Source organism: Pseudomonas sp. B23(2017) (assembly GCF_002113725.1).
Classification (GTDB): domain Bacteria; phylum Pseudomonadota; class Gammaproteobacteria; order Pseudomonadales; family Pseudomonadaceae; genus Aquipseudomonas; species Aquipseudomonas putida_Z.
In genome coordinates, this window is sequence record NZ_NEJM01000010.1 from 130,315 (window position 1) to 153,303 (window position 22,989).

The following is a 22,989-nucleotide window of genomic DNA, read 5'->3' on the forward strand; positions in this document are numbered from 1 at the left end:
GGGCCTGATGGTGCCACGACCACCCAGACGCCCAGGCAAGGAAACAGGCCAGGCATCGCTTTGCGATGCCTGGCCTCTGAGCGAGTGGTCGGCCCTTCACTCCTGGCAGGGCATAACCCCTCGGCGTGAAAACAAGACAGGTACGCCCTCGGCGTTGAACAACGCCGCCGTCAGTGAAAGGCCATCAGCGGTCTGCGTTTCCTGAAAACTGTGCCCGCCATCGCTGCTCTGCACGCTCAGCCCATCCAGCCCGACCGCCAACACACGAGATCCCGCTACCGCTACGCTCGTGACAGAGCCTTTGCTTTGCGTTGGCACTCGGCGAAAGCCCTTGCCGTCCGCTGAACCCTGCAACAGGGTGCCGCGCTGGCCACCCAGCAGCAGACGCCCATCGGCCAGTACTGCGCCAGACCACAGGGTGCCTTCGTAGCCGGTATCCAGGTAACGCCAGTTCTTCCCCTGGTCTTCGGAATGCAGCACCTGCCCATGCTCGGCCGTGGCGTACAGCCTGCCGCGGCTGTCGGCAAACAACCCCATCAGGTTGAGGTCGGCCCGCTTGGCCCCCGGCGGAGCCTGCAGCGGCTGCTCAGCCCACGTCTGGCCCCCATCTTCGGTCGTCAGCACCAACGACCAGAGGCCTACTGCAACACCCTGCCGGGCATTGAAGAAGTGCACCGCGAACAGTGGCCGGTCTTCTTCGGTGGCCAGTCGCTGGGCCTGCCAGGACTCCCCGCCATCGGTGGTGGCCAGGATCGCGCCCCAATGGCCAACCGCCCAGCCGCGTTTGGCATCCACGAAAGACACGCCCGTCAATGGCGTGGACAGCGGTACCGACCTCGCCTGGCGCCACTGCATGCCCTGATCGTCGGACAACAGCACGACACCGTGGTCGCCCACGGCCACCATGCGCGCCCCCGCCCAACCGGCGGCCAGCATGGTGGCCTGCGTGGCATTGCTCGCCTGTACGGCCGGTACGGCCTGCAACGGCGCGGCCTGAAGAGACATCAGCGGCACTGCTGCTGCGAGCAAGGCTGCGGTGAATGAAACCCTGAACTTCATGCTTCTCTCCTCAGTGCACCAGCGCGCCAATCATGCGCACGGGGCGCTTACGTGGGAATACCCGCTCCAGCCACACGGCGAAGGCCGGCAGCACGGTCATGGCCATGACCATGTTGACGATGAACATGAAGGCCAGCAGCTTGCCCATGTCGGCCTGGAACTTGAGTTCCGAGAAGGCCCAGGTGGCCACGCCCACAGCCAGGGTGATGGCAGTGAAAATAGTGGCGACACCCACTTCGAGCAGCGCGTATTCCACGGCCTTGGTAATCGACTGCCCATGAGCCAGGTGCAGTTGCAGACGGTTGTAGATGTAGAAGGCGTAATCGACGCCGATGCCCACCGCCAGCACCATCACCGGCAAGGTGGCGATGGTCAGTCCGATCTGCAGCTCCTTCATGAACCAGTAGCCAATGAAGGTGCCGATGGTCAGCGGCAGGCAACACACCAGGACTGCCCGCAAGTCGCGATACACCACGAACACCAGCAATGCGATGGCGGCATAGACATAAAGCAGCATGGGTGTTTCGCTTTTTTCCACTTCTTCGTTGATGGCTGCCAGCACCCCGGCGTTGCCCGAAGCGAGGCGCACCGAGATGCCTGGCAGGGGGTATTCGCTGCGGAATGCCTTGGCGGCATCCACTACCCGGTTGATCGTGGTGGCTTTGTGATCGGCCAGGTACAGGTGCACTGCGGACATGCTGCAGTCGGTGCGCATCAGCCCGGGCGTGCGCGCAACCTCGGTAGCCAGGGCGGCATAGTTCATCGGGTCAATGGGCACCGCCGCCATCTTCGGGTTGCCTTCGTTGTAGCCCTCATTGAACTGGCGCATGTTGCTGGAGAGCGACGCTACCGACAGGACACCGGGCACCCCCTGCATGGTCCACACGAAGCGATCCTGGTACTGGCCCAGGGCAACATCTTCGCAGGCCACCTGGCTGTCTTCGCCAGAGGGCTCCTTGTTGACTTCGAACACCACGCTGAGCCAGTCCAGGCCAATGTCGTAGTTGCCGGCGATGGAGACCGCATCGCGATTGAAGCGGGCGTCCTCGCGCAACTCCGGCGCGCCCGCCTGCAGCGTGCCAACGACACGGTCATGGCTTTGCCAGATCGCCACCAGGAATACCATCAAGGCAATGCCAAGCACCCATTGTGCCCTGCGCGGCTCGGCGAGCCGGGCCAGGCCACGCAGCCAGCGGGTGCGGCGCTGCCGGGACACTTCCTGGGCGGCTGCGTACTTGTCATCGACACTCAGCAGCGACGCCATCAACGGCAACATCACCAGGTTGGTGATGATCTTGTAGGCCACGCCGAGCGAGGCCGTTATCGCCAGCTCCCGCACCATCGGAATGGGGATCAACAGCAGCGTCACGAAGGAAACCAGCGCGGTCACCAGCGCCAGCGTCCCGGGAATCAGCAACCCCGTAAAGCTCGTACGCGCCGCCGCTTCGGCGCTCTTGCCGATGGCGATCTCGCGGACGATGAAGTTGATTTGCTGCACGCCATGAGACACCCCGATGGCGAATACCAGGAAGGGCACCAGCACCGCCAACGGGTCGAGCCCGTACCCCAACAGGCGCAGGCTGCCGAACTGCCACACCAGCGAGGCCAGCGAACAGACCAACGCCAGCAGCGTAAAGCGCAGCGAGTGGCAATACCAGTACACCGCCCCCGCCGTCAGCAGCAACGCCAGCAGACAGAACTCCAGCACGGCTGAAGCCCCGTCAGCAATATCACCGATCTGCTTGGCGAAACCGATGATCTGGATTTCGAAATCGCCATCCTCGAATTGCTGGCGGATCTCTTTCTCCAGCCTGTGGTTGAACGCCACATAGTCAAGGTGCGCGCCATTGGTGTCGTATTCGTTGAGTTCCACCGTGATCATCGCACTGCTCTGATCCCGGGAAACCAGCGTGCCGATGAAACCACCCTGGGCGGTGGAGCTGGCGATCGTCGCGATGACCTGGTCATCCAGGTGCTCGGGCGAAACCGTTCCTGGTACCAGTGGGTCAGCGCGAAAACCTTCTTCGGTGATTTCGTTGACGAAGGCATTGGGCGTCCACAACGAACGCACGCTGCTGCGGGAAACCCCCGGGAGGAAGGTCACCGCCTGGGTGACGTCATACAGCCGCTTCAGGCCCGGGGCGCTCCAGATATCGCCCTGTCGGGCCTTGACCACGATGGTCAGCCGGTTCGCTCCCAGCAGGTCGTTGCGGTAGGCCTCGAATGTCTTGATGTATTCGTGGCCTACCGGCAGTTGCTTTTCAAAGCCTGCATCCATGCGCAGTTGCACGGCGAACCAGCCCATGATCAGCGTGAACACCGCCAGGCTCGCCAGCACCAGACGACGATGCCCGAACAACACACCCTCGACACGTGACAGCAGGCCACGTGCCGGGGCTTCGGATAACTTTACAGAACCGTTCACGGCGGGCCTCACAAGGTGCGGGAAATCGCGATGCCGACATAGTCGCGGTCACGATAAAGCTGGTCGTAGGGCGTGTCGCCGCCCATGAACTTCGCGTAGTTGAGGGAGATCTGCCAACTGGCCGGGTTTCGCACGAAGTTCAGATACAGGTTCATGCTGCTCGCGTCCTCGGTGAAGGTCGCACTCAGGTTCGGCGTCCTGCCCCCCAGCGAGCGCGAATAGAAGACACCTGGCGTGACCTGCCAGCCCGGCAGCAAGGTGCCGTCATAGGTCAGGCTGAAGTCCAGGTTGATGCCAGAGGACGTCTTGTCGCCACGGGGCTTGGGCGCTGTCGCAGGGTCCAGCTGCCAGGTATTGAGCCCCGCAGCGAGTGGCTCGCCATTGACCTCGTCATGCAGCCCTGGGTATTTGATGACCACCAGCTCGGACAGCAAGGTGCCCGTGCTGGCTCCGGTGAAGTCGAGCAGCGTCGGGGAGTTCGAAGGCGTGAAGCTGTACAGGCCGGTGAGGTGCCACTGGAACTTCTTTTCGTCCTTCCAGCATTTGCCGCCATTGCTGGAGCACAGGTCGATGACCGGGTTGAGCATGACCGAATCCTTCGGCCGGTACGAAAGCTCCGTACCGACGGCCCAGTCACCGATCGGCATGTTGGCACTGATGCCATACATCATCCGGTCTTCCTGGTACTCCCAGGTGGGGGCAGCGGCGAAGGTGTCCGGGTCAAGAATGGCGACGCGCAATGACGGCAACTTGTCGTGATAACGCATCACGTAGAAGCCGTAGTTTATGTCGCTGTCCTCTGGTTGCCAGCGCAGCGAAAGGCCCCACTGGCCGCTGTCGCGGGCGTCCTTCTCGGAGAACCCGTAGTCCCCCCTGCCCTCACCCAGCGCGTTGTTGGTGGACCAGTAGCTGCCCACCGGCGGCAACTCGCTCTTGTTCCAGCGGAACTGATAGTAGGCCTCGACGTTGACACCCGAGCCAAGGCCCGAAGCGACACTGAGCATCGGCGCGGGCAGCACGGCCTCCTTGAGCTGCACGCCGGGACGTGCCAGGGCCTGGTAGTCGTAGGCGTTGGTGTTGTTGATGCCACCGGCCACGAACAGGCTTTCACCCCAGTTGATCACCTGGTTGCCCAGGCGCGCGCGGACCCGCTGCCCGCCCATGTCGAAGCCTTTGCTCACCCACAGGTCCAGCAGGCGAGCCTTGAAGGCGAGGTCGTCGCGGGCGTCGTCACTCAGCCCGTTGCTGCCGACGCTCTCTGGGGTGTTGAACGACAGCGTGCCGGTGGTATCGGTGGCAGCGAAGTCGCGGATCCAGGTCCCGCGCGCCATGAAGGTGAAGTCTTCGGGCATCTTCAGCAACAGCTCATGGGTACCCTTGAGGTAGTTGGTGAACATGTCGCCGCGGTCGTAGTTCAGGTCGCCCTGGTCCGCCACGCCGGAACTCTGCGCCAGGCAGCCGGAGGGCACGTTGTGCCCGGTCGGCCCCTGGTTGATCAGGTTGCAGCCCCGCGACTCGGTACGCAGGCCCATGCCTGCGGTGATCGTGGAGTCGAAGGAGCCATTGAGGGTTTCGGTTTCAAAGGTGAACCCCATTGCCAGTGGGGTTGCGCACACGATGACAAGGCCTGACGCTTTCGTAATTATTTTTTTCATGTGGGCTCTCGATCTGGCGTCGGTTTAGCGCTCGCTGATGGCTCGCAGGTTGTCGGAGGTGAAGAAGTCGCGTTTCAGGCGAGGGTTGCCACTGTCTTCGGTGAGCCAGCGAATATCGTTCTTGCCCGCGCCGATCGAGGTCATGTCGAACAGGTAACGATGATCGGCGAGGTTGTACTGGACCTGGGCCTGCACATCGCACGCGCCGGTCTCGTAGACGGGGATCGAGAACCCTTCACGCACCTTCCAGATCTGCCCTTGCTTGTCATAGTCAACGGCCAGCAACGGGTTCCAGCTGTCCTCGTCGATGTAGAACAGGCGCTTGGGTGCTTGGTGGCGCATGCCCTGGCGAACATTGGCCTCGATGACCCAGACACGATGCAATTCGTAGCGGCGCGACTGTGGCGCGATGGAATCGTCGCCGCCGAAGCTTTCCACCTTGGCTGCGGTGTCATAGGCGCCAAAGGCGTTGTACGGCACCAGCAGCTCCTGCTTGCCGATCAGTTTCCAATCGAAGCGGTCCATGGCTCCGAAGAACACGTTCGCCTCATCGACGGTGTATTGGTTGTCCAGCCCGATCTGCGGAGCGTCGTAGGAATACGATGGCATGCGCCTGACCCGACGCTGGCCGGGGAAATAGTAGAAGGTGGTGGCCTGCTCGCCGGCTACAGTCGTCTGCACACCAGCCTGGCCGGCCAGCGCCGCTGGCTCCCGGTAACTGGAGAACGTGGCGTTTTCCAAGCGGCCAATGGACGAAAAAAGTGCACTGCCTTTCTTTCCCCAGGGCGTGAAGAAAAAGGTGTCTGACGACTGGCGTAACCACTCCCCACCCTTGCGCGGCGAAATGCCTGAAATGCTTTTGGGAATCTCGACACCAAGGCCGCGATAGCGCATCTTCATGTTCCACATCACCTCTGCGCCTGTACTGGGCAGAGGGAACGGGATGCCCGGCACATGGGCGTCCTCGAGGGCAACCCCTGTGGAGTCGAGCTTGGCGAAGCCAATGTTCTGCCGCGTGTTATCCGCCACGAAGTCCGGTACGCCACAGGTGCGGCGGGTCGGGTAGACCTCCATGCGATAGCCCGGAATCTTCTTGAACAGTTCGAGCTGGCCGGGGGACAGCTTGCTCGCATACTGCGCCACGCTATTCGAGTCGATGCTGTAGAGGGGTTTGTCATCCTTGAACTTCCAGTGGTCCCCCCGCACCTGGCCATAGCTCCAGCCCCCCCCTTGCGGCCCCGGAGCAGTCCAGGCCGGAATATCCCCGCTTGAACTAGCAGCCACCTCACCGCCCAATGGCGTCAGCTTCGAACCCAGCTCCCCGGCCCCCTGGGGTGCGGCCTGTACCGAGCACATCGCGGTCGATACCGCGAGGGTAACCAGCAGCTGCCTGAAAATACAGCCGGCGGACATGTCGTCTTTCTGCCCTGTAGATACTTCTTTCATTGGAGGCTCCTCGAACAAAGGGCCTGGACCGGCAACCCGACCATCCACACGGAAATGGGCACCTATCGCAAGCTGATCATTTGACATGGTCACGTGACCATGTCGGGTGATCAGAAAGCAATCCACATGCCAGAAGTCTCGTGGAATGATTAAGTTAGATAAATCAGGTGTTTAGTCGATAGTGGCGATCTATGTTCCTCAGATGCCTGCACCTTAATGGGAAGTAAAGAAACATGTGTTACCAGCGCATGCCCAACCATGATGCATTGCTAATTATACTTACCCATTGCAAGCTGCCGTTTACATTGAGCAAGCCTTAAATATTTCCATTGAAAACCCAACCATGGAAATGAATCAATTACCCATAAAAAAACCGCCCCTGGAGGCGGTAAAGAAGCGGGCCTATGGCCCGACATGGAGTTACTTCGAATCAAGGGATTGGCGGCACAACGACGCACCTGCGCCGCTCAATTCAACGAACATTGAGTAACGCCTCAACTGAGGCACTTCTAGAACGCTGAAGTGCACCATAGGCATAGAACGATTGCACAATCGAGTACGACCAAGTCAAGAAAGCAAAGGTCATGAATACCACCTTTGAATCGTCACCCGGAATCGGAAAGAAGTCATACCGGAATGCTATCGTTAGCCCCGCCACTCCGCCCAAGGTGGTAGCCAGCGCATGCAGAAGCTCTCTGGCACAAACCAGTCGCCAAATGAAATAGGCCAGGTACGCTGTGTAAGCCAGCCACATCACCATATAAAAATAAGGCAGGAACTGCTTGAATGAACTCGACATGAAGTAAATGGCTGCAACCGTAAAGCCCGCCAGGAAAAACACAATGTCATTCACCGGGGACGGCTTGTAATCGTGCGTTACCGCCATCAAGCCAAGCGTTGCAATAACAGGAATTCCAACGCCCCGGGAAAAAGCATCGAGGAATATGGCAACGTTATAATTTGCCAGCCAGCCCGTAACGAGGAAGATCGCGAAATTCGTTGCGGATATCCCGACAATCAAAAACTCTCCGCCGAGCAGATAATTTCTTCGCCCGATGAATGCCGCCCCATAATACAAGCCACAGATGATTAGCAATATACATGAGCCCAGGATACTCACTTCTATCAGTTCCACGAGAACAGCCTCTCTCAATCTGAGGATCGACATCACACTGCATGTCGAAATCGGCAACCAATCGGACGACTATTGCAAACCCAATCAGCGGGGAAATACGGGCTGAATTATTTGACCTGCACCGGTAACTTAAGTTATACGAGCAGGTCAGCATGGCCGCGATTAGTCGACCAGAGACCTCAGGTCGCTGTCGATTTTATTCAGCGTTTCCTGAGAAATAAACCCGCCAGAATATTTTGCCGCCGTCACTAAGGCAAAGCCACGGGCCATGCCAATTTGTGGGTGTTTACCGATACCGGGCAGGTGCTTTTCAAGGATCTGGCTCGTAGTGCTGTTATCCAGCAGCTCGCCAACTTTCGAGTCGATTGAGAACGCCATGGTGTCATCTCCTTGGTTGCGCCCAAAAGGGCAGAAATTCAATACGCAGCAGGCTGTGTAAACTCAGGATCTCAGAAGCCTTTTCCCGGTTCGGAAAAAGCAGGCATGCCCAAGAGCTCTTGTGGGTCACGCATCTGGCCATCAATTTCCACCCAGCCCAGCAGCGTGGAGCTCACACTCCAGCCCAGCAGGCGTTGCATTTCTGCGGGGAGCTGGCGAACCCGTTCAATGGGAATGGAAAGGAAGTGATTTTCTTCGAGGCGCAGGATGGCCAAGTCGTAGGCCATGGTCAGACCAGTACGAGGAAACGCTGTGGTATTGGCGCCACCGCCGTGATAGACCGACCCCAGCCACAACAGCGCAGAGCCTGCTTTCATCTCGGCGGCGATGGTTTCTTCCTGGGTCGGCCCGCGCTCGTCATCCCATTGATGACTGCCCGGAATAACGCGCGTGGCACCGTTCTCTTCGGTGAAGTCCGAGATGGCCAGCATGATCTGCAGACGGGCCTCGCGCCCGAACTGGGGATGTCGCCACAGCGAGGTGGCATCGTCGCGGTGCAGGGGCTGAAGGCCTTGGCCCGGGCCGATCTGAATGGCCTGGGTAATGCTGAGTTGAATGTCAGGTGCCATCTCGATGCGGTCGCTGCCCACCCAGACATGGGTCGGTGTCTGCAGGATCTGCCTGGCCGCGCCGATGAACAACGGGTTTAGTGCCACCTCCACCGCCGTATCGCTTCGCCCGATGATGCGACCGATACGACGGGTCTGCATGCCTGCGAAATAGGGGTCTTCTCCGCAGGGCGTGACATTCAAGTAGGTGTCCAGCTCTTCGGTGAGGCACTTGAGCGTCTCTGGCGAGACGAAATCAGCAATGATGACCCCGCCGTCACGCCGAATGATTTCCACCACTTGTTCCACCGACGCATCACTGCTGACCGTCGAGAGTTTTTGTGTATCCATCTGCCTTCTACCTGTCCGGTTTTTCATTGTTCTATCCAGCGAGCCCGGGCAACCGCCTCGTCCCACCGGCGCAACCACCACAGCAACCTCTTATGCCGCTGCCGAAGCCCGTAATGATCTGCTCGGCATTGCCATGATTATCGAATATAGTCATTTGATCAAGTCATTTGATCGGGTTTTTTACCATCTCGCCACTGTCCCGGCCTAAGTGAGGTACGGCAGTCAGCATCTGCCTCTGGGCGATAGCCAGATACCGACGGCAAGACCGCAGACGGAAAGGGGTGCATCGACTCATCTCATGGATTGGGCCATGACTTTGCGATAGCATTCGTCACCGCCGACGCCGGACCCGGCGGTTGGCGCAAGGCCAAAAGGGGAGAACGCTTGAATGGCTCGGATAGGCGCGGAAGAACGCAGACAGGATTTCATTGAAGCGACCATCAAGGTGATCGCAGAACACGGCATAGCCAACGCCACGACGCGGCGCATCGCGGCAGCGGCAGATTCGCCGCTGGCCTCGCTGCATTACGTTTTTCACACCAAGGAAGACTTGTTCTATGCGGTCTACGAGTCCTTGATCGCCATGCCGCAGCAATCGCTGCAGGCTCCGGCAAACGCTCTCCCCGCCGAATCGGTAGGGGAAATGCTGCGCCAGTTGGTCAAGTGGTTCATTGCACACCCCGAACGGGCCATAACCCAGTTCGAGCTGTTCTTCTGGAACCTGCGCAATGACCCGGAAATGGCAGCGAAGATCTATACCGTTTCCATCGAAGCCACCCAACAGGCCATCCAGAAGGCGACCGGCGATGCGCTGGATCAGGCCGCACTCACCACAGTCAGTCGGCTGCTCATCAACCTTTTCGATGGTTTGCTTCTCTCCTGGACCGCACACGGCAACCTCGAACGCCTGGAGGCTGAGACAGAAACGGCCTGCCAGGCGGTTAAGCTGCTGGTGGCCAGCTACTGAGACGTCATTCAGATTGCCGTGGTCCGGTGTGACACGGCAATCCGGTATCCATAGGGTCTGACAGACAAACGGACTGTCGCCTCTTGCCACAAAACCCACATACCGCCCTGTCATAACGACGCCAAAACCTGGAGTCGCCCGACGCACAATACCCCCTACCCCAATCTCACCAGGTTCAAATCGTCCCAAAAAAATTGCTTCTCGGTGCATTTTGCACCTTGCCCCGGGTAATCTGTCGTCTCATCATGGTCAAATGATCAAGTCAAAAGATCAGCCCCTATAACACAATAATGGGAAGTCCTATGTCCTCGCACACTGCTCTTCCGGTTGAGCCAGTCGATATATTGATCATGGGAGCCGGTGTGTCTGGCATCGGCGCGGCCGCCTATCTGCGACGCCATCAGCCTCACAAGACCTTCACGATTCTCGAGTCTCGTGAGCGAATGGGCGGCACCTGGGACCTGTTCCGCTATCCCGGCATCCGCTCGGACTCCGACCTGTACACCTTCGGCTTCGACTTCAAGCCCTGGACCAAGGCGAAATCCCTGGCGGACGCCGCAGACATTCTCGAGTACCTGCGTGAAGCGATCGACGAGCATGAGCTGGAGTCCTTGATCCAGTACAAGCAGAAAGTCATCTCGGCGAACTGGCAAACGGACAAGGGCTTATGGGCGGTGCGGGTGGAGGACGGTCACCTGGGACAGGCCCGCACAATCGAATGTCGCTGGCTGTTCAGCGCGGGCGGCTACTACAGGTACGACCAAGGATTCAGCCCCCGCTTCGAGGGAGCCGAACAGTTCAAGGGGCAGATCGTTCATCCGCAACACTGGCCAGAGAACCTGGATTACACGGGCAAACGTGTCATTGTGATCGGCAGCGGCGCGACGGCAGTGACCCTGATTCCGGCGATGGCGGACAAAGTCGCCAGCATCACCATGCTGCAGCGTACGCCCTCCTACATCATCAACCAACCAGCCAATGATGCGGTTGCGGCGTTTCTGCGCAAGGTCCTGCCCGAGCAAACCGCATACTCTCTGACACGCTACAAGAACGCCAGGATCACCCTGGCCTTCTGGGCCTTCTGCCAGCGCTTCCCCAAGCTTTCCCGCAAACTGCTGTTGTGGCTGACGCGCAAGGAGCTGCCGAAAGGCTACCCGGTCGACGTCCATTTCAATCCGCCCTACAACCCTTGGGACCAGCGCTTGTGCACGGTACCTGAAGGCGATCTGTTCAAGGCGATCAGCGCGGGTAAGGCCGACATCGTCACCGACCATATCGAGCGGTTCACCGAATCCGGCCTGTTGCTGAAATCCGGCAAGGCGTTGGAAGCTGACATCGTAATTACCGCCACGGGGCTGAATGTGCAGATGTTCGGAGGGATCAGTCTGTACAAGGACGATAAGCCAGTGGTGCTGAGCGACACTCTCGCCTACAAAGGAACCATGCTATCCGGTGTACCCAACTTCGCGTTCGCGGTGGGCTACACCAACTCCTCCTGGACCCTGAAAGTGTGCCTGCTGTGCGATCACTTCTGTCGCTTGCTGGGTTTCATGGACAACCACGGCTACAACGTTTGCGAACCCCGGGCGCCAGACGGGATCGAGACCCGCCCTCTGCTGGATTTCGGTGCCGGTTATGTGCAACGCGCCTTGGACAGCATTCCGCGCCAAGGGCCAAGCGAGCCCTGGGTGATGTCGATGGATTACTTCCGCGATACCAAACTCCTGCGCCGCGGCGCTGTGGCTGACAAATGCCTGGAGTTCTCCTCCGTACCCAGCACGCCCCTGTGCGCGAACGTCGAGCTGCAACAACAGGGTAGCCGCGGATGAGCCCCGACCGCTTCTGCGAACTGCCTGGCAAGCGCCCTCTTTGCTATCGCAGCCACGGGCTCGAAACGGCGCCTGCGGTCATCCTCATCGTCGGCCTGGGGCTGCAATTGACCTACTGGCCGCAACCGATCATCGCCGGCCTGGTCGAGCGGGGGTTTCGCGTCATCACGCTGGACAACCGCGACTCGGGGCGGTCGTTCTTCACCGATGTGGTGCCTCCCACGGCCATGCAGCAGTTCTTGCGCAAGCGCACCCCCGGCTATGACCTGGGTGATATGGCAAACGACGTGATCGGGCTCATGAACGGCCTGAACCTGGCAACGGCGCACGTGGTGGGCATGTCGATGGGCGGCATGATCGCCCAGACCCTTGCCGCCCGTTACCCCGAGCGTATCAGGACGCTCACCTCGATCTTCTCGACCACCGGCTCGCTGCGCGTCGGCCAGCCGGCGTTGAAGGCTATCCGGCAGCTACTGCGCCGCCCGCCACGCAGCGAGCAGGAAAGCGTTCGCGACTACCTGGACATCATGCGCCTGATCGGCTCGACCCTGGAGTGGAATGAGCCCGCCTTCCGTGACTATGCCCTGTTGGCCTGGGAGCGAGGCGGTGGCGAGGCCAGCAACATCGGCACGGCCAGGCAGATCGGCGCGATCATCAATTCCGGCGACCGCACCCAGGAACTGCAACGGGTTCATTGCCGCACCCTGGTCATCCATGGCGATGAAGATCTCATGGTCGCGACCAGCGGCGGGTACGCCACGGCAGCAGCTATCCGTGGTTCCAGCCTGGTGCTGCTGCCAGGGATGGGGCACGACTTCCCACCTTGCCTGTCCGGCACGCTGCTGTCCCTGTTGGCAGGACACATGCTGTAGCACGATCACCCTTTCAGGGGCGTGCAGCTTGGCCGCCCCTCTTTTTACCCCCCGAAGGAGGCCTTCGACCAGGTTCAAGCAAAACCAAGAACAACAAAATGCTGGCTTGCGCGAAATGCCAGGCCACACATCACCCGCTTGAGCTGTTATCCACGGCCTGGCGCAGGTGCTCCTCTACTGCCCTTTCAACAATGACAACAATTGAGCAAGAGGTACGTATGGACTTCAAGTTTTTACTCCCCAGCAAAATCGTGATGGAACCTGGTCTGCGCGAGCGCACCGGTGAACACCTGCACTCACTTGGCCTGGCCCGCGTGCTCATCGTGACCGATCCGGGGGTCAAGGCGGCGGGCCTGCTGGAAAGCGTCTACGCCAGCCTGGAGAAGGCAGGCATCGCCTTCGAGGAAGTGTCGGACATCAAGGCCAATCCGCGCAGCGAGGACGTCAATCAGATCGCGCAGCGATATCGCGGCAAAGGTATCGATGGCTTGTTAGCCGTAGGCGGGGGCAGTGCCATGGATGCAGCCAAGGCCATCAGCTTGCTGCTCAGCCATGAGGGTCGGATCGAGGACTACGAAGGGTCGTTCACGCTCACCCATGCCATCCCGCCTATCGTTGCCATTCCGACCACGGCTGGCACCGGCAGCGAAGTGACCTGCTTCTCGGTGATCACCGACACCGCCCGTCATTACAAGATGAGCGTGCATGATTACCGACTCGGGCCAGTCCTGGCCTTGCTTGACTCTCATATCCTCGACACGCTGCCCGCGTCGATCGCCGCCGCAACCGGCATGGATGCCCTGACCCACGCCATCGAAGCCTACACCTGCCGCGTGTCGAACCCCATCAGCGACGGCTTGGCGCTGCATGCCATCCGCCTGATCAGCCAACACCTCAAGCCCGCCGTGCTGGAACCCGGCAACCTGCACGCCCGCGAGCAGATGCTGGTGGCCAGCCTGATCGCCGGCATGGCCTTCGGTAACGCGGACGTCGGTAGCGTGCACTGCATTTCCGAAGCCATCGGTGGCATGTACGACACGCCACACGGCGTCGGCAACGCGATCTTCCTGCCTTTTGTGTTCGGTCATAACCGCGACGCCGACATCATTCGCCACGCGCAAGTCGCCTACGCACTGGGCATCGACCCCAACCTCTCGCCGGCCGAGGCCGCCGAGGCCGCCGTCGGCTACCTGTTCCAGCTGAGCAAGGACCTGGGCATCCCCCGCTTCGCCGAGGTGAAAGGCGTGCGCGAGGAAGACTTCCTGACCATCGCTGAAAAGTCGAAGAAGAACTTCTCCGATGGCAGTAATGCGAAGGAGATGACCGTGGAAACCTACCGTGAAATCGTCGCCACTGCTTACCACTTCGTAGCGTGAGGGCTGTCAGTCATGAGCGAATCAACCCCTGGCGCTTCGCTGAAGCGCACCCTGGGCCCGTTTTCGGTCCTGCTGTTCGGCCTGGCGTTCCTCGCCCCGTTGATCGTCTTCGGCACCTATGGCGTGATCTCGCAGGCCAGTGGCAACACCACGGCGATGGCCTACCTGATCGCGGCGACCGGCGTGGTGTTCACGGCGTTGAGCTATGGCCGGCTGGTCAGGGTGTTCCCGGTAGCCGGTTCGGCCTACACCTATACCCGCAAGATGCTCAGCGCCAACCTCGGCTTCATGGTGGGCTGGGCCGCACTGCTCGATTACTTCTTCATTCCGATGCTGATCTGGCTGCTTGGCGCCAGCTATCTCAACATGGCCTTTCCAGATGTGCCGCAGTGGGTGTGGATTACCGGTTTCATCGTCTCTACCTCGCTGCTGAATGTGCTGGGCATCCAGGTCGCCAACCGCTTCAACCTGCTGTTGATGGGCGCGCAACTGGCGATCATCGTGGTGTTCATCGGCCTGTGCGTGCATTACATCGTGGCTGCCAATGGCCCTGGAGGGCTGCTGTCGGCCAAGCCGTTCTTCAACCAGGATGTGCCCTTTGCCACCAGCATGGCCGGCGCCGCCATTGCTGCGTACTCGTTCCTTGGCTTCGACGCACTGTCCACGCTCAGCGAGGAAACCCGTGACCCAGGCCGCACGCTGCCCCGCGCGATCCTGATGGTCGCGCTGATCGGCGGTTCGGTCTATGTCGCCTCCTCGTACTTCATGTACCTGGCGCACCCCTCCCCCACGTTCGAGCGGGTGGACGGCGCTGCCTTCGAGATTGCCCGCATGATCGGTGGTGACCTGTTCTTCGCCGTGGTCCTTGCAGGGATCATCATCGCCCACTTCGCCGCGGGCATGTCGTTCCAGGCCAGCGTGGGCCGGCTGCTGTACGCCCTCGGCCGGGACAACCAACTGCCGCGCAAGCTGTTCGGTGCATTGCACCCTCGCTACAGGACGCCGACCTTCAACATCCTGCTCTGTGGCATTTTCGGCACCGCGGGTTTTGGCCTGACGATTGCCACCGCGACGTCCCTGGTCAATTTCGGCGCCTTTCTGGCCTTCACCGCCGTCAACTTCTGCGCGTTGCGGCTCACCTTCGATGCACACATCAAGGACGGGGCTGGCCTGCTGCGCGGCGTGCTCTTCCCGGTCATCGGCCTGGTCACGGCCGGCTGGATGCTGGCCAGCCTGGATAAAGACGCACTGATCATGGGCTGTAGCTGGCTCGCCCTGGGCGCGGTTTACCTCGCCTGCCGGACCAGCTTCTTCCGCAACCCGGTGCCTGACGCGCTGGCGTAGCGGCCACCTTCCAATCGAATGCCCTGACGACAACTACAAGGCAAGGCCCTGGCCTTGCCGTTCAATGGCGAGAATCGACATGCAAACCAAACTCCTGATCAACGGTGCCCTGGTGGCCGGCGAAGGCGAAAACCTCGACGTATACAACCCGTCCCTTGGCAGCGTTCTGGTACAGACCACCGAAGCCAGCCGCACCCAGGTCCATGCCGCAGTGCAAAGCGCGGATGAGGCCTTCGACGCCTGGTCGCAAACGCCGCCCAAGGACCGCGCGGCACTACTGCTCAGGCTCGCTGACCGCATCGACGCCCAGGCGCCGGTTTTCGCCCGTCTGGAGGCGGACAACTGCGGCAAGCCGTTCACCGCCGTGCTGCAGGACGAACTGCCCGCCGTGTCGGACGTGTTCCGCTTCTTTGCCGGCGCCGTGCGCTGCCTGCAGGGCTCGGCGGCGGGCGAGTACATTCCGGGCCACACCTCGATGATCCGCCGCGACCCGGTGGGCGTGGTCGCCTCCATCGCCCCGTGGAACTACCCCCTGCTGATGGCGGCCTGGAAACTGGGCCCGGCCTTGGCCGGCGGCAACACCGTCGTGCTCAAGCCGTCGGAACACACGCCGATGAGCACCTTGAAACTGGGCGAGCTGCTCGCCGACATCTTCCCCGCCGGCGTGGTCAACATCGTCCACGGTCGCGGCGCCTCGGTGGGTGAACCGCTGACCAGCCACGCCCAGGTGCGCATGGTGTCGCTGACCGGCTCCGTGCGCACCGGCAGCCGCATCATCGAAGGCACCGCCGACAGCGTCAAACGCATGCACATGGAGCTCGGTGGCAAGGCGCCGGTGTTGATCTTCGACGATGCCGACATCGACGCCGCCGTCGAAGGCATTCGCGCCTTCGGCTTCTACAACGCCGGCCAGGACTGCACCGCCGCGTGCCGCCTCTATGTGCAGAAGGCGGTGTACCCAGCGTTCGTGCGCAAGCTCGGCGAAGCCGTGGCCAGCATCAAGTGCGGGCTGCAGGATGACCCGGCGACCGAGATGGGCCCGCTGATCACCCGGGAGCACCTGGAGCGCGTGGAGGGCTTCGTGAACCGTGCCAAGGAACTGCCTCACATCGAGGTGGTGACCGGCGGCAAGCGCGCTGCGGGTGCCGGGTTCTTCTTCGAGCCGACGGTTCTGGCCGGCGCCACGCAGGAGGACGAGGTGGTGTGCCGGGAAATCTTCGGCCCGGTGGTGACGGTTACGCCATTCGAAGACGAAGCCAAGGCACTGGCATGGGCCAACGAGTCGGACTACGGCCTGGCCTCATCGGTGTGGACCGCCGATGTGGGGCGCGCCCATCGCCTGGCCGCTCGCCTGCAATACGGCTGCACCTGGGTCAACACCCACTTCATGCTGGTGAGCGAAATGCCCCATGGCGGGGTGAAGCTGTCCGGCTACGGCAAGGACCTGTCGATGTACGGGTTGGAAGACTACACGGTGGTTCGCCACGTGATGTTCAAGCACTGACCGCCCACGCCCCGGATTACCCAGACCATTTCCAAGAGGTTTTGCATGAACAACATCGAGACGTTCGAAAGGCTCGAGTCCAACGTGCGGATGTACTGCCGTGACCTGCCACTGGTGTTCGATACCGCCCAAGGCAGCAAGATCCGCGGCGAAGACGGCCGTGAGTACCTGGACTTCTTCGCCGGCGCCGGCGCCCTGAACTATGGCCACAACGACCCGCGCATGCGCGATGCCTTGATCGCGTATCTCTCCTCCAACGGCGTGACCCACGCCCTCGACCTGCACACCACCACCAAGCGCCAGTTTCTCGAGGTGATCGAGCGCGACCTGTTCAAGCCTCGTGGCTGGGACTACAAGGTGCAGTTCACCGGCCCGACCGGTGCCGATGCCGTCGAGGCGGCGTTGAAGCTGGCGCGCAAGGCGACCGGGCGCAGCAAGGTCGTATCGTTCTACGGGGCTTACCACGGCATGACTGCCGGCGCCCTGGCCGTCACTGGTAACCGCACTCGCCGTGGCCCAGGGCTTTCCACCGACGTGGTGTTCGTGCCGTACGAAGACAGCCCCTATGGCGAATTCGACAGCATTGGCTTCCTCGAGCGCCTGGCCAACGACCAGGGCAGCGGCTCGGAGCTGCCAGCGGCGGTGATCGTCGAATCCGTGCAGATACAGGCCGGCGTCTACCCGGCTTCCAACGAATGGCTGCAACGCTTGCGCAAGTGGACCACCGATCACGGCGTGCTGCTCATCTGCGACGAGATCCAGGCCGGTTGCGGCCGCACCGGCGAGTTCTTCGGCTTCGAGCGCTCCGGGGTGGTGCCAGACCTGATCACCTGCGCCAAATCGATCGGCGGCTTCGGCCTGCCGATGGCGATCGTATTGATTCGCGCCGGGCTGGATGTATGGCAACCGGGCGATCACATCGGCACCTTCCGCGGCAACCAACTGGCGTTCCTGACGGCCCAGATCGCGCTCGGCTATTGGCGCGAAGAGCCATTCCTGAAATTGCTGGCCACCAACTGCGCAGCCATGGAGCGCGCAGTCGCAGGTTTCGCGGAAATTCCAGGCGTCGCGTCCGCGCGCTGTCGCGGCATGATCGCCGGCATCGACTTCGGCCGCGGCAACGTCGCGTTCGCCAAGGATGCCCAGCAGCGTGTGCTGCAGGCGGGTGTGCTGGTCGACCGCTGCGGCCCGAACGGCGAAATCATCAAGCTGATGCCACCGGTGAACACCCCGACCGACCAGCTCGAAGACGGCCTTAAAGCCTTCGGCGTATCGGTCGCGGCAGCGCTTGGTCAGTAACCGCAGGGTTCTGCCGTGCGCCCCGGTGGCGGTACACAGGGCGCACGCAACCTGCCTACTTGCGGGCGCCTCTGCCTGCGACAGGAACTTGAGCCAATGAACACCACCACCTCAACGGCCCAGAACGACCTGGCCTCACTCATCCACCCCAACACCAACCTGGCACAGCACCAGGAAGTCGGCCCCTTCGTGATTGCCGGCGGCGACGGCGTGCGGGTCTTCGACGAGCAAGGCAACGCCTACATCGAGGCGATGTCGGGCCTGTGGAGCGTTGCCCTGGGCTTCAGTGAACAGCGCCTGGTCGACGCCGCCGTCGAGCAGTTCAAGCAACTGCCCTACTACCATAGCTTCAGCCACAAGACCAACGCCCCGGCTGCAGCGCTGGCCGCCAAACTGGCCGAGCTGGCGCCGGGCGACCTCAACCACGTGTTCTTCACCAACTCGGGCTCCGAAGCCAACGACTCGATGGTGAAGATGGTCTGGTACGTGAACAATGCGCTCGGCAAACCGCACAAGAAGAAGTTCATCGCTCGCCAGCAGGCCTACCATGGCGCCACCGTCGCCGCCGGGAGCCTGACCGGCATCCCCTCGATTCATCGCGACTTCGACCTGCCGGCCATCCCGGTTCATCACCTGACATGTCCGAACTTCTACCGGTTTGCCCGGCCTGGAGAAACGCAGGAAGCCTTTTCGGCCCGCCTGGCGAACGAACTGGAGCGCTACATCCTCGCTGAAGGGCCGGAAACCATTGCCGCCTTCATCGGCGAACCGGTGATCGCAGCGGGCGGCGTGATCCCTCCTCCCACCGGCTACTGGGCGGCGATCCAGGCAGTGTGCAAGCGCTACGACATCCTCGTCGTGATCGACGAGATCGTCACCGGCTTTGGCAGGCTCGGCACGATGTTCGGGGCTCAGCTGTACGATATCCAGCCCGACATCATGGTGCTCTCCAAGCAGCTCACCTCTTCCTACCAGCCACTGGCGGCCGTGGTGGTGTCCGATGCCATCAACGATGTACTGGTGAGCCAGAGCCAGCGCCTGGGGGCGTTCGCCCATGGCCTGACCTGCACAGGCCACCCCGTCGCCACCGCGGTTGCGCTGGAAAACATCCGCATCATCGAAGAGCGCGACCTGGTTGGCCATGTTCAGCACCTGGCCCCCGTGTTCCAGCGCCACCTGCGCGCGTTCGAAGACCACCCGCTGGTCGGCAACGTCCGAGGCGTCGGGCTGATGGGCGGGATCGAACTGGTTGCGAACAAGGCCACTGGCCAACCGTTCGCCCAGCCAGGTGCGTTGGGTGGCTACGTGTTCAAACAGGCCCACAAGCATGGGCTGATCATCCGCGCCATCTACGACACGATCGCGTTCTGCCCGCCGTTGATCACCACGCAGGGCGATATCGAAGCGATCTTCAGCGCCTTCGAGCGCACCTTGGCTGACGCGACGGGCTGGGCTCGATCGCAGAACCTGCTGTGAGCAAAGGCTCACCCCTGAGCATTACCTAAAACAACAATCAGGAGGCTTTGGCCGTGCACGAACAAAATGATGAAAGCTTCGACTTTGATGTTTCTGTGGTCGGGCTCGGTGCCATGGGAACGATCATGGCACTCGCGTTGCTCAAGCAAGGCAAACGCGTGGCTATCTGGAACCGGTCACCGGGCAAGGCCCCGGCGCTCGTCGCCGCCGGCGCTCACCTGTGCGACAGCGCCGAAGCCGCGCTGGCTGCAAGCCCAGCCACGATCTTCGTGCTCCTGGACAACCGCGCGACCCACGAGGTGCTCGGTCTGCCAGGTGTGATGCATGCACTGGCCAACCGAACGATCGTCGATTACACCACCAACGCCCAGGACGAGGGCCTTGCGCTTCAGGCCCTCGTCAACCGGGCCGGCGGCCATTACGTCAAAGGAATGATCGTGGCCTACCCGCGCAACGTCGGCCATCGCGAAAGCCACAGCATTCATACCGGTGACCGTGAAGCCTTCGAGCAGCACCGCCCGCTGCTTGAAGGGCTCGCCGGCCATGCTGTGTTCCTTCCCTGGGGCGAAGCATTGGCCTTTGCGACCGTGCTCCACGCCCATGCGTTTGCCGCGATGGTTGCGTTCTTCGAGGCCGTGGGGGCGAGCGAGCGGTTTGGCCTGCCGGTTTCGAAGACGGCCAGGCTCCTGCTCGACACGTCACGCTTTTTCGTCGCCGACGCACTCGAGGAAGCGGCACGCCGTCTCGAAGCGCAAGACTTCGCAGGCGATCAGGCGAGGCTCGATGTTCATGTAGATGCCTTCGCGCACATTGCCCAGTCCCTGCACGCACAGGGGGCCTGGACGCCAGTGTTCGACGCGGTCTGCCAGGTCGCGCAGCGCGCGGAATCGATGGGCCATGGCGACCAGGACATCGTGGCCACCACTAGGGTGTTCGCCCGCGAAGGCGATAACAAAGAGGCGTGACTGCGCGGTTACAGCGCCTCTCGGATTGCTCTCGAAAACAACAATTACAAAAATCGTTGGAGGATCACATGCGCCGATTTGGTTTTTTGCTGGCCGTCCTGACGCTGGCCATTTTCCTGAGTGCCCTGCTTGCCCCCAGGCCGTCTCTCGTCAACCGAGCGGCGGCGCACCGCATGGGGCATCCGATCACCAGCATCGGCGAGGTCTTCAGGGGGTACTAAGGAGGGAACGCGGCCGCAGGCACTCACCCCAGCGGCCGCTTGTAACTCAATGATCGACTGCACCGCTGGCACCGAGGCCGGTCTGGCCGCGTACGAACTGGTCGGCGAAGGCCGCCCTTTCCGCCTTGGCCCGTGCGGTCCGGTCCAGCCGGGAAACCACGCAGGCCACCAAAAACGCCAACGGCATGGAGAACAGCGCAGGCTGGGTATAGGGGAACAGCGGCTCGGCAAAGTGCAATACATCCACCCACACCAGCTTGGAGAACACCACGAAGCCCATGGCGCTGAGCAACCCGACGTAGCCACCGGCCAACGCGCCACGGGTGGTCAGCCCCGACCAGAACATCGACAGGAACAGCACCGGGAAGTTGGCCGAAGCGGCGATGCCAAAGGCCAGCGCAACCATGAACGCCACGTTGATGTTTTCGAACACGATGCCCAAGGCTATCGCCACCAGGCCAAGGCTCAGGGTAGCCAGTTTGGTCACCCGCAGTTCCTGCACCTCGCTGGCCGCGCCCTTCATGATCACCCGCGCGTACAGGTCATGGGCGATGGCGGACGCCCCGGCCAGGGCCAGGCCTGACACCACCGCCAGGATGGTGGCGAAGGTCACGGCAGACAGAAAGCCCAGCAGCAGGTTGCCGCCTACGGCCTGGGCCAGGTGCATGACCACCATGTTGCCCCCGCCCAGCAGCTTGCCACCCACCTGCCCGCCTTCGAAGAACTGCGGCTGCTGGCTGACGATCACGATCGACGCCAGGCCCAGCAGGAAAATGACATTGAAGAAGTAGCCGATGAACCCGGTGGCATAGAGCACCGACTTGCGCGCCTCCCGGGCATCGCTGACGGTGAAGAAGCGCATCAGGATATGCGGCAGCCCGGCGGTGCCAAACACCAGCCCCAGGCTCAGCGACAGCGCGGTCAATGGGTCGGCCAGCAAGCTGCCGGGCGCCAGCAGGCGTTCGCCCAGAGCATGGGTGTCCATGGCCTGGCTGACCAGCGTGTCATAGCTGAAGTCGAATTCACGCATCGCCAGGAACAGCACCAGCGAGCCGCCGACCAGCAGCAGGAATGCCTTGATGATCTGCACCCAAGTGGTCGCCACCATGCCGCCGAAAGTCACATACAGCATCATCAGCGCACCGACGATCACCAAGGCGATGTGGTAGTCCAGGCCGAACAGCAGCCTGATCAACTGCCCGGCCCCGACCATCTGCGCCACCAGGTAGAAACACACCACGGTCAGCGAGCCGATGGCGGCCATGGTGCGCACCTTGCCCTGGTCGAGGCGGTACGAGGTGATGTCGGCGAAGGTGAAACGGCCCAGGTTGCGCAGCCGCTCGGTCATCAACAGCAGCAACACCGGCCAGCCCGCGAAGAAAGCGATGAGGTAGATGTAGCCATCCATGCCGGAGGTGTAGATGAGCGCGGTGATCCCCAATAGCGTCGAGGCGGACATGTAGTCACCGGCCAGCGCCAGGCCGTTCTGCCAGCCCAGGATGCCGCCACCGGCGCTGTAGAAGTCCGCCGTCGAGCGGGTGCGCCGCGCTGCCCACCAGGTGATGCACAGGGTGAACAGCACGAACACCATGAACATGCCTATGGCATGCAGGTTGAGCGGCTGACGCTGGCCCGCATCGAGCGCAGGCGAAGCCGACGACAGGCCGGAGTGCAGCAACAAAGCCAGAGGCAATAGTTTCTTCATGCGCCCTGCTCCTCTTCCAGCCCGGCGACCAGCGCCTGCGTCAGGCGATCGAACTCGCCGTTGGCCCGGTACACATAAAACGCCGACAACGCACAGAAGAAGACGAACAGGAAGGCGCCGGCCGCGACGCCGAAAGTCATGTTCGACCCCTCGGCCAGGCGCCTGGCGATCAGCTCGGGCCAGAACGATACCAACGCGGTGTAGCCATAGAATGTGGCCAGAATCAGCACGAACAGGCTCAGGGTAAATCGGTTTCTGCGCGTCACCAGTTGCTGGAACCGGGCGCTGGCGCGAACACGCGCGTATAACAGGCTGGACATGGGACACCTCGATCAATGTACTTGTTGTTATGGGGTGAGCAGGTGTTGTAGCTC

At 61.6% G+C, this 22,989-nt stretch carries 19 protein-coding genes; 10 read left to right on the forward strand and 9 right to left on the reverse strand.

The window, feature by feature from the left end; translation table 11 throughout:
* Positions 1-96: 96 nt before the first annotated feature.
* From CAG46_RS17255 to CAG46_RS17285, 7 genes are all read right to left on the reverse strand, one after another.
* Positions 97-1,059: a YCF48-related protein gene (locus CAG46_RS17255; RefSeq protein WP_085616576.1), complete on the reverse strand. Its 963-nt coding sequence runs from the start codon at positions 1,057-1,059 to the stop codon at positions 97-99.
* Positions 1,060-1,069: 10 nt separating this feature from the next.
* Positions 1,070-3,484, reverse strand: a complete 2,415-nt coding sequence (locus CAG46_RS17260; protein WP_085616578.1) for an RND family transporter — start codon at positions 3,482-3,484, stop codon at positions 1,070-1,072.
* An 8-nt stretch (positions 3,485-3,492) separates the two neighbouring features.
* Positions 3,493-5,139 (reverse strand): DUF1302 domain-containing protein, encoded by a 1,647-nt coding sequence (locus CAG46_RS17265; protein ID WP_371807309.1) that lies wholly within the window; start codon positions 5,137-5,139, stop codon positions 3,493-3,495.
* 24 nt (positions 5,140-5,163) lie between these two features.
* Entirely contained in the window at positions 5,164-6,552 is a 1,389-nt protein-coding gene (locus CAG46_RS17270; RefSeq protein WP_371917555.1) for a DUF1329 domain-containing protein, read from the reverse strand.
* Positions 6,553-7,057: 505 nt separating this feature from the next.
* Complete coding sequence (locus tag CAG46_RS17275) at positions 7,058-7,705, reverse strand: hypothetical protein (RefSeq protein WP_143492640.1); 648 nt, start codon at positions 7,703-7,705, stop codon at positions 7,058-7,060.
* 177 nt (positions 7,706-7,882) lie between these two features.
* The gene (locus CAG46_RS17280) at positions 7,883-8,098 is read right to left on the reverse strand and encodes a hypothetical protein (protein ID WP_054905267.1); all 216 of its coding nucleotides are present in this window, start codon (positions 8,096-8,098) and stop codon (positions 7,883-7,885) included.
* 71 nt (positions 8,099-8,169) lie between these two features.
* The gene (locus CAG46_RS17285) at positions 8,170-9,057 is read right to left on the reverse strand and encodes a phytanoyl-CoA dioxygenase family protein (protein WP_054905268.1); all 888 of its coding nucleotides are present in this window, start codon (positions 9,055-9,057) and stop codon (positions 8,170-8,172) included.
* Positions 9,058-9,445: 388 nt separating this feature from the next.
* On the opposite strand from CAG46_RS17285, the gene CAG46_RS17290 reads away from it, so the two are divergent.
* The 10 genes from CAG46_RS17290 (at position 9,446) to CAG46_RS17335 (ending at position 20,910) form a co-directional block, all read left to right on the forward strand.
* On the forward strand, positions 9,446-10,024 hold the full coding sequence (locus CAG46_RS17290; RefSeq protein WP_085616583.1) for a TetR/AcrR family transcriptional regulator: 579 nt from the start codon (positions 9,446-9,448) through the stop codon (positions 10,022-10,024).
* Positions 10,025-10,326: 302 nt separating this feature from the next.
* Positions 10,327-11,853 carry an NAD(P)/FAD-dependent oxidoreductase gene (locus tag CAG46_RS17295; protein WP_085616585.1) on the forward strand — a complete coding sequence of 509 codons (1,527 nt, stop codon included), beginning with the start codon at positions 10,327-10,329 and terminating at the stop codon, positions 11,851-11,853.
* A complete protein-coding gene (locus CAG46_RS17300; protein WP_085616587.1) occupies positions 11,850-12,725 on the forward strand; it encodes an alpha/beta fold hydrolase in 876 nt (291 codons plus the stop codon). Before CAG46_RS17295 ends, CAG46_RS17300 begins: the two co-directional genes overlap by 4 nt.
* A gap of 218 nt (positions 12,726-12,943) precedes the next feature.
* Positions 12,944-14,101 carry an iron-containing alcohol dehydrogenase gene (locus CAG46_RS17305; RefSeq protein ID WP_085616590.1) on the forward strand — a complete coding sequence of 386 codons (1,158 nt, stop codon included), beginning with the start codon at positions 12,944-12,946 and terminating at the stop codon, positions 14,099-14,101.
* 12 nt (positions 14,102-14,113) lie between these two features.
* Positions 14,114-15,445, forward strand: coding sequence for an APC family permease (locus CAG46_RS17310; RefSeq protein WP_085616592.1), 1,332 nt, complete (start codon positions 14,114-14,116; stop codon positions 15,443-15,445).
* 79 nt (positions 15,446-15,524) lie between these two features.
* A complete protein-coding gene (locus CAG46_RS17315; RefSeq protein ID WP_085616594.1) occupies positions 15,525-16,949 on the forward strand; it encodes a gamma-aminobutyraldehyde dehydrogenase in 1,425 nt (474 codons plus the stop codon).
* 45 nt (positions 16,950-16,994) lie between these two features.
* Positions 16,995-18,248: a diaminobutyrate--2-oxoglutarate transaminase gene (locus tag CAG46_RS17320; protein WP_085616596.1), complete on the forward strand. Its 1,254-nt coding sequence runs from the start codon at positions 16,995-16,997 to the stop codon at positions 18,246-18,248.
* Positions 18,249-18,344: 96 nt separating this feature from the next.
* Positions 18,345-19,724, forward strand: a complete 1,380-nt coding sequence (locus CAG46_RS17325) for an aspartate aminotransferase family protein (protein WP_085616597.1) — start codon at positions 18,345-18,347, stop codon at positions 19,722-19,724.
* A gap of 53 nt (positions 19,725-19,777) precedes the next feature.
* A complete protein-coding gene (locus CAG46_RS17330; RefSeq protein WP_085616599.1) occupies positions 19,778-20,689 on the forward strand; it encodes an NAD(P)-dependent oxidoreductase in 912 nt (303 codons plus the stop codon).
* Positions 20,690-20,757: 68 nt separating this feature from the next.
* On the forward strand, positions 20,758-20,910 hold the full coding sequence (locus CAG46_RS17335) for an amino acid permease (RefSeq protein WP_085616601.1): 153 nt from the start codon (positions 20,758-20,760) through the stop codon (positions 20,908-20,910).
* Positions 20,911-20,956: 46 nt separating this feature from the next.
* On the opposite strand, the gene CAG46_RS17340 is transcribed toward CAG46_RS17335, so the two are convergent.
* Positions 20,957-22,615 (reverse strand): cation acetate symporter, encoded by a 1,659-nt coding sequence (locus CAG46_RS17340; protein ID WP_085616603.1) that lies wholly within the window; start codon positions 22,613-22,615, stop codon positions 20,957-20,959.
* A complete protein-coding gene (locus CAG46_RS17345) occupies positions 22,612-22,935 on the reverse strand; it encodes a DUF485 domain-containing protein (protein ID WP_085616605.1) in 324 nt (107 codons plus the stop codon). The genes CAG46_RS17340 and CAG46_RS17345 overlap by 4 nt, the downstream gene beginning before the upstream one ends.
* Between the last annotated feature and the right edge of the window lie 54 nt (positions 22,936-22,989).

What these genes read in the sequence shown, in the direction of transcription:
- CAG46_RS17255 (WP_085616576.1), bottom strand. Translation starts at nt 1,059, where the DNA reads ATGAAGTTCAGGGTTTCATTCACCGCAGCCTTGCTCGCAGCAGCAGTG.
- CAG46_RS17265 (WP_371807309.1), bottom strand. Translation starts at nt 5,139, where the DNA reads ATGAAAAAAATAATTACGAAAGCGTCAGGCCTTGTCATCGTGTGCGCA.
- CAG46_RS17270 (WP_371917555.1), bottom strand. Translation starts at nt 6,552, where the DNA reads ATGTCCGCCGGCTGTATTTTCAGGCAGCTGCTGGTTACCCTCGCGGTA.
- CAG46_RS17280 (WP_054905267.1), bottom strand. Translation starts at nt 8,098, where the DNA reads ATGGCGTTCTCAATCGACTCGAAAGTTGGCGAGCTGCTGGATAACAGC.
- CAG46_RS17285 (WP_054905268.1), bottom strand. Translation starts at nt 9,057, where the DNA reads ATGGATACACAAAAACTCTCGACGGTCAGCAGTGATGCGTCGGTGGAA.
- CAG46_RS17290 (WP_085616583.1), top strand. Translation starts at nt 9,446, where the DNA reads ATGGCTCGGATAGGCGCGGAAGAACGCAGACAGGATTTCATTGAAGCG.
- CAG46_RS17295 (WP_085616585.1), top strand. Translation starts at nt 10,327, where the DNA reads ATGTCCTCGCACACTGCTCTTCCGGTTGAGCCAGTCGATATATTGATC.
- CAG46_RS17300 (WP_085616587.1), top strand. Translation starts at nt 11,850, where the DNA reads ATGAGCCCCGACCGCTTCTGCGAACTGCCTGGCAAGCGCCCTCTTTGC.
- CAG46_RS17305 (WP_085616590.1), top strand. Translation starts at nt 12,944, where the DNA reads ATGGACTTCAAGTTTTTACTCCCCAGCAAAATCGTGATGGAACCTGGT.
- CAG46_RS17310 (WP_085616592.1), top strand. Translation starts at nt 14,114, where the DNA reads ATGAGCGAATCAACCCCTGGCGCTTCGCTGAAGCGCACCCTGGGCCCG.
- CAG46_RS17315 (WP_085616594.1), top strand. Translation starts at nt 15,525, where the DNA reads ATGCAAACCAAACTCCTGATCAACGGTGCCCTGGTGGCCGGCGAAGGC.
- CAG46_RS17320 (WP_085616596.1), top strand. Translation starts at nt 16,995, where the DNA reads ATGAACAACATCGAGACGTTCGAAAGGCTCGAGTCCAACGTGCGGATG.
- CAG46_RS17325 (WP_085616597.1), top strand. Translation starts at nt 18,345, where the DNA reads ATGAACACCACCACCTCAACGGCCCAGAACGACCTGGCCTCACTCATC.
- CAG46_RS17335 (WP_085616601.1), top strand. Translation starts at nt 20,758, where the DNA reads ATGCGCCGATTTGGTTTTTTGCTGGCCGTCCTGACGCTGGCCATTTTC.
- CAG46_RS17340 (WP_085616603.1), bottom strand. Translation starts at nt 22,615, where the DNA reads ATGAAGAAACTATTGCCTCTGGCTTTGTTGCTGCACTCCGGCCTGTCG.
- CAG46_RS17345 (WP_085616605.1), bottom strand. Translation starts at nt 22,935, where the DNA reads ATGTCCAGCCTGTTATACGCGCGTGTTCGCGCCAGCGCCCGGTTCCAG.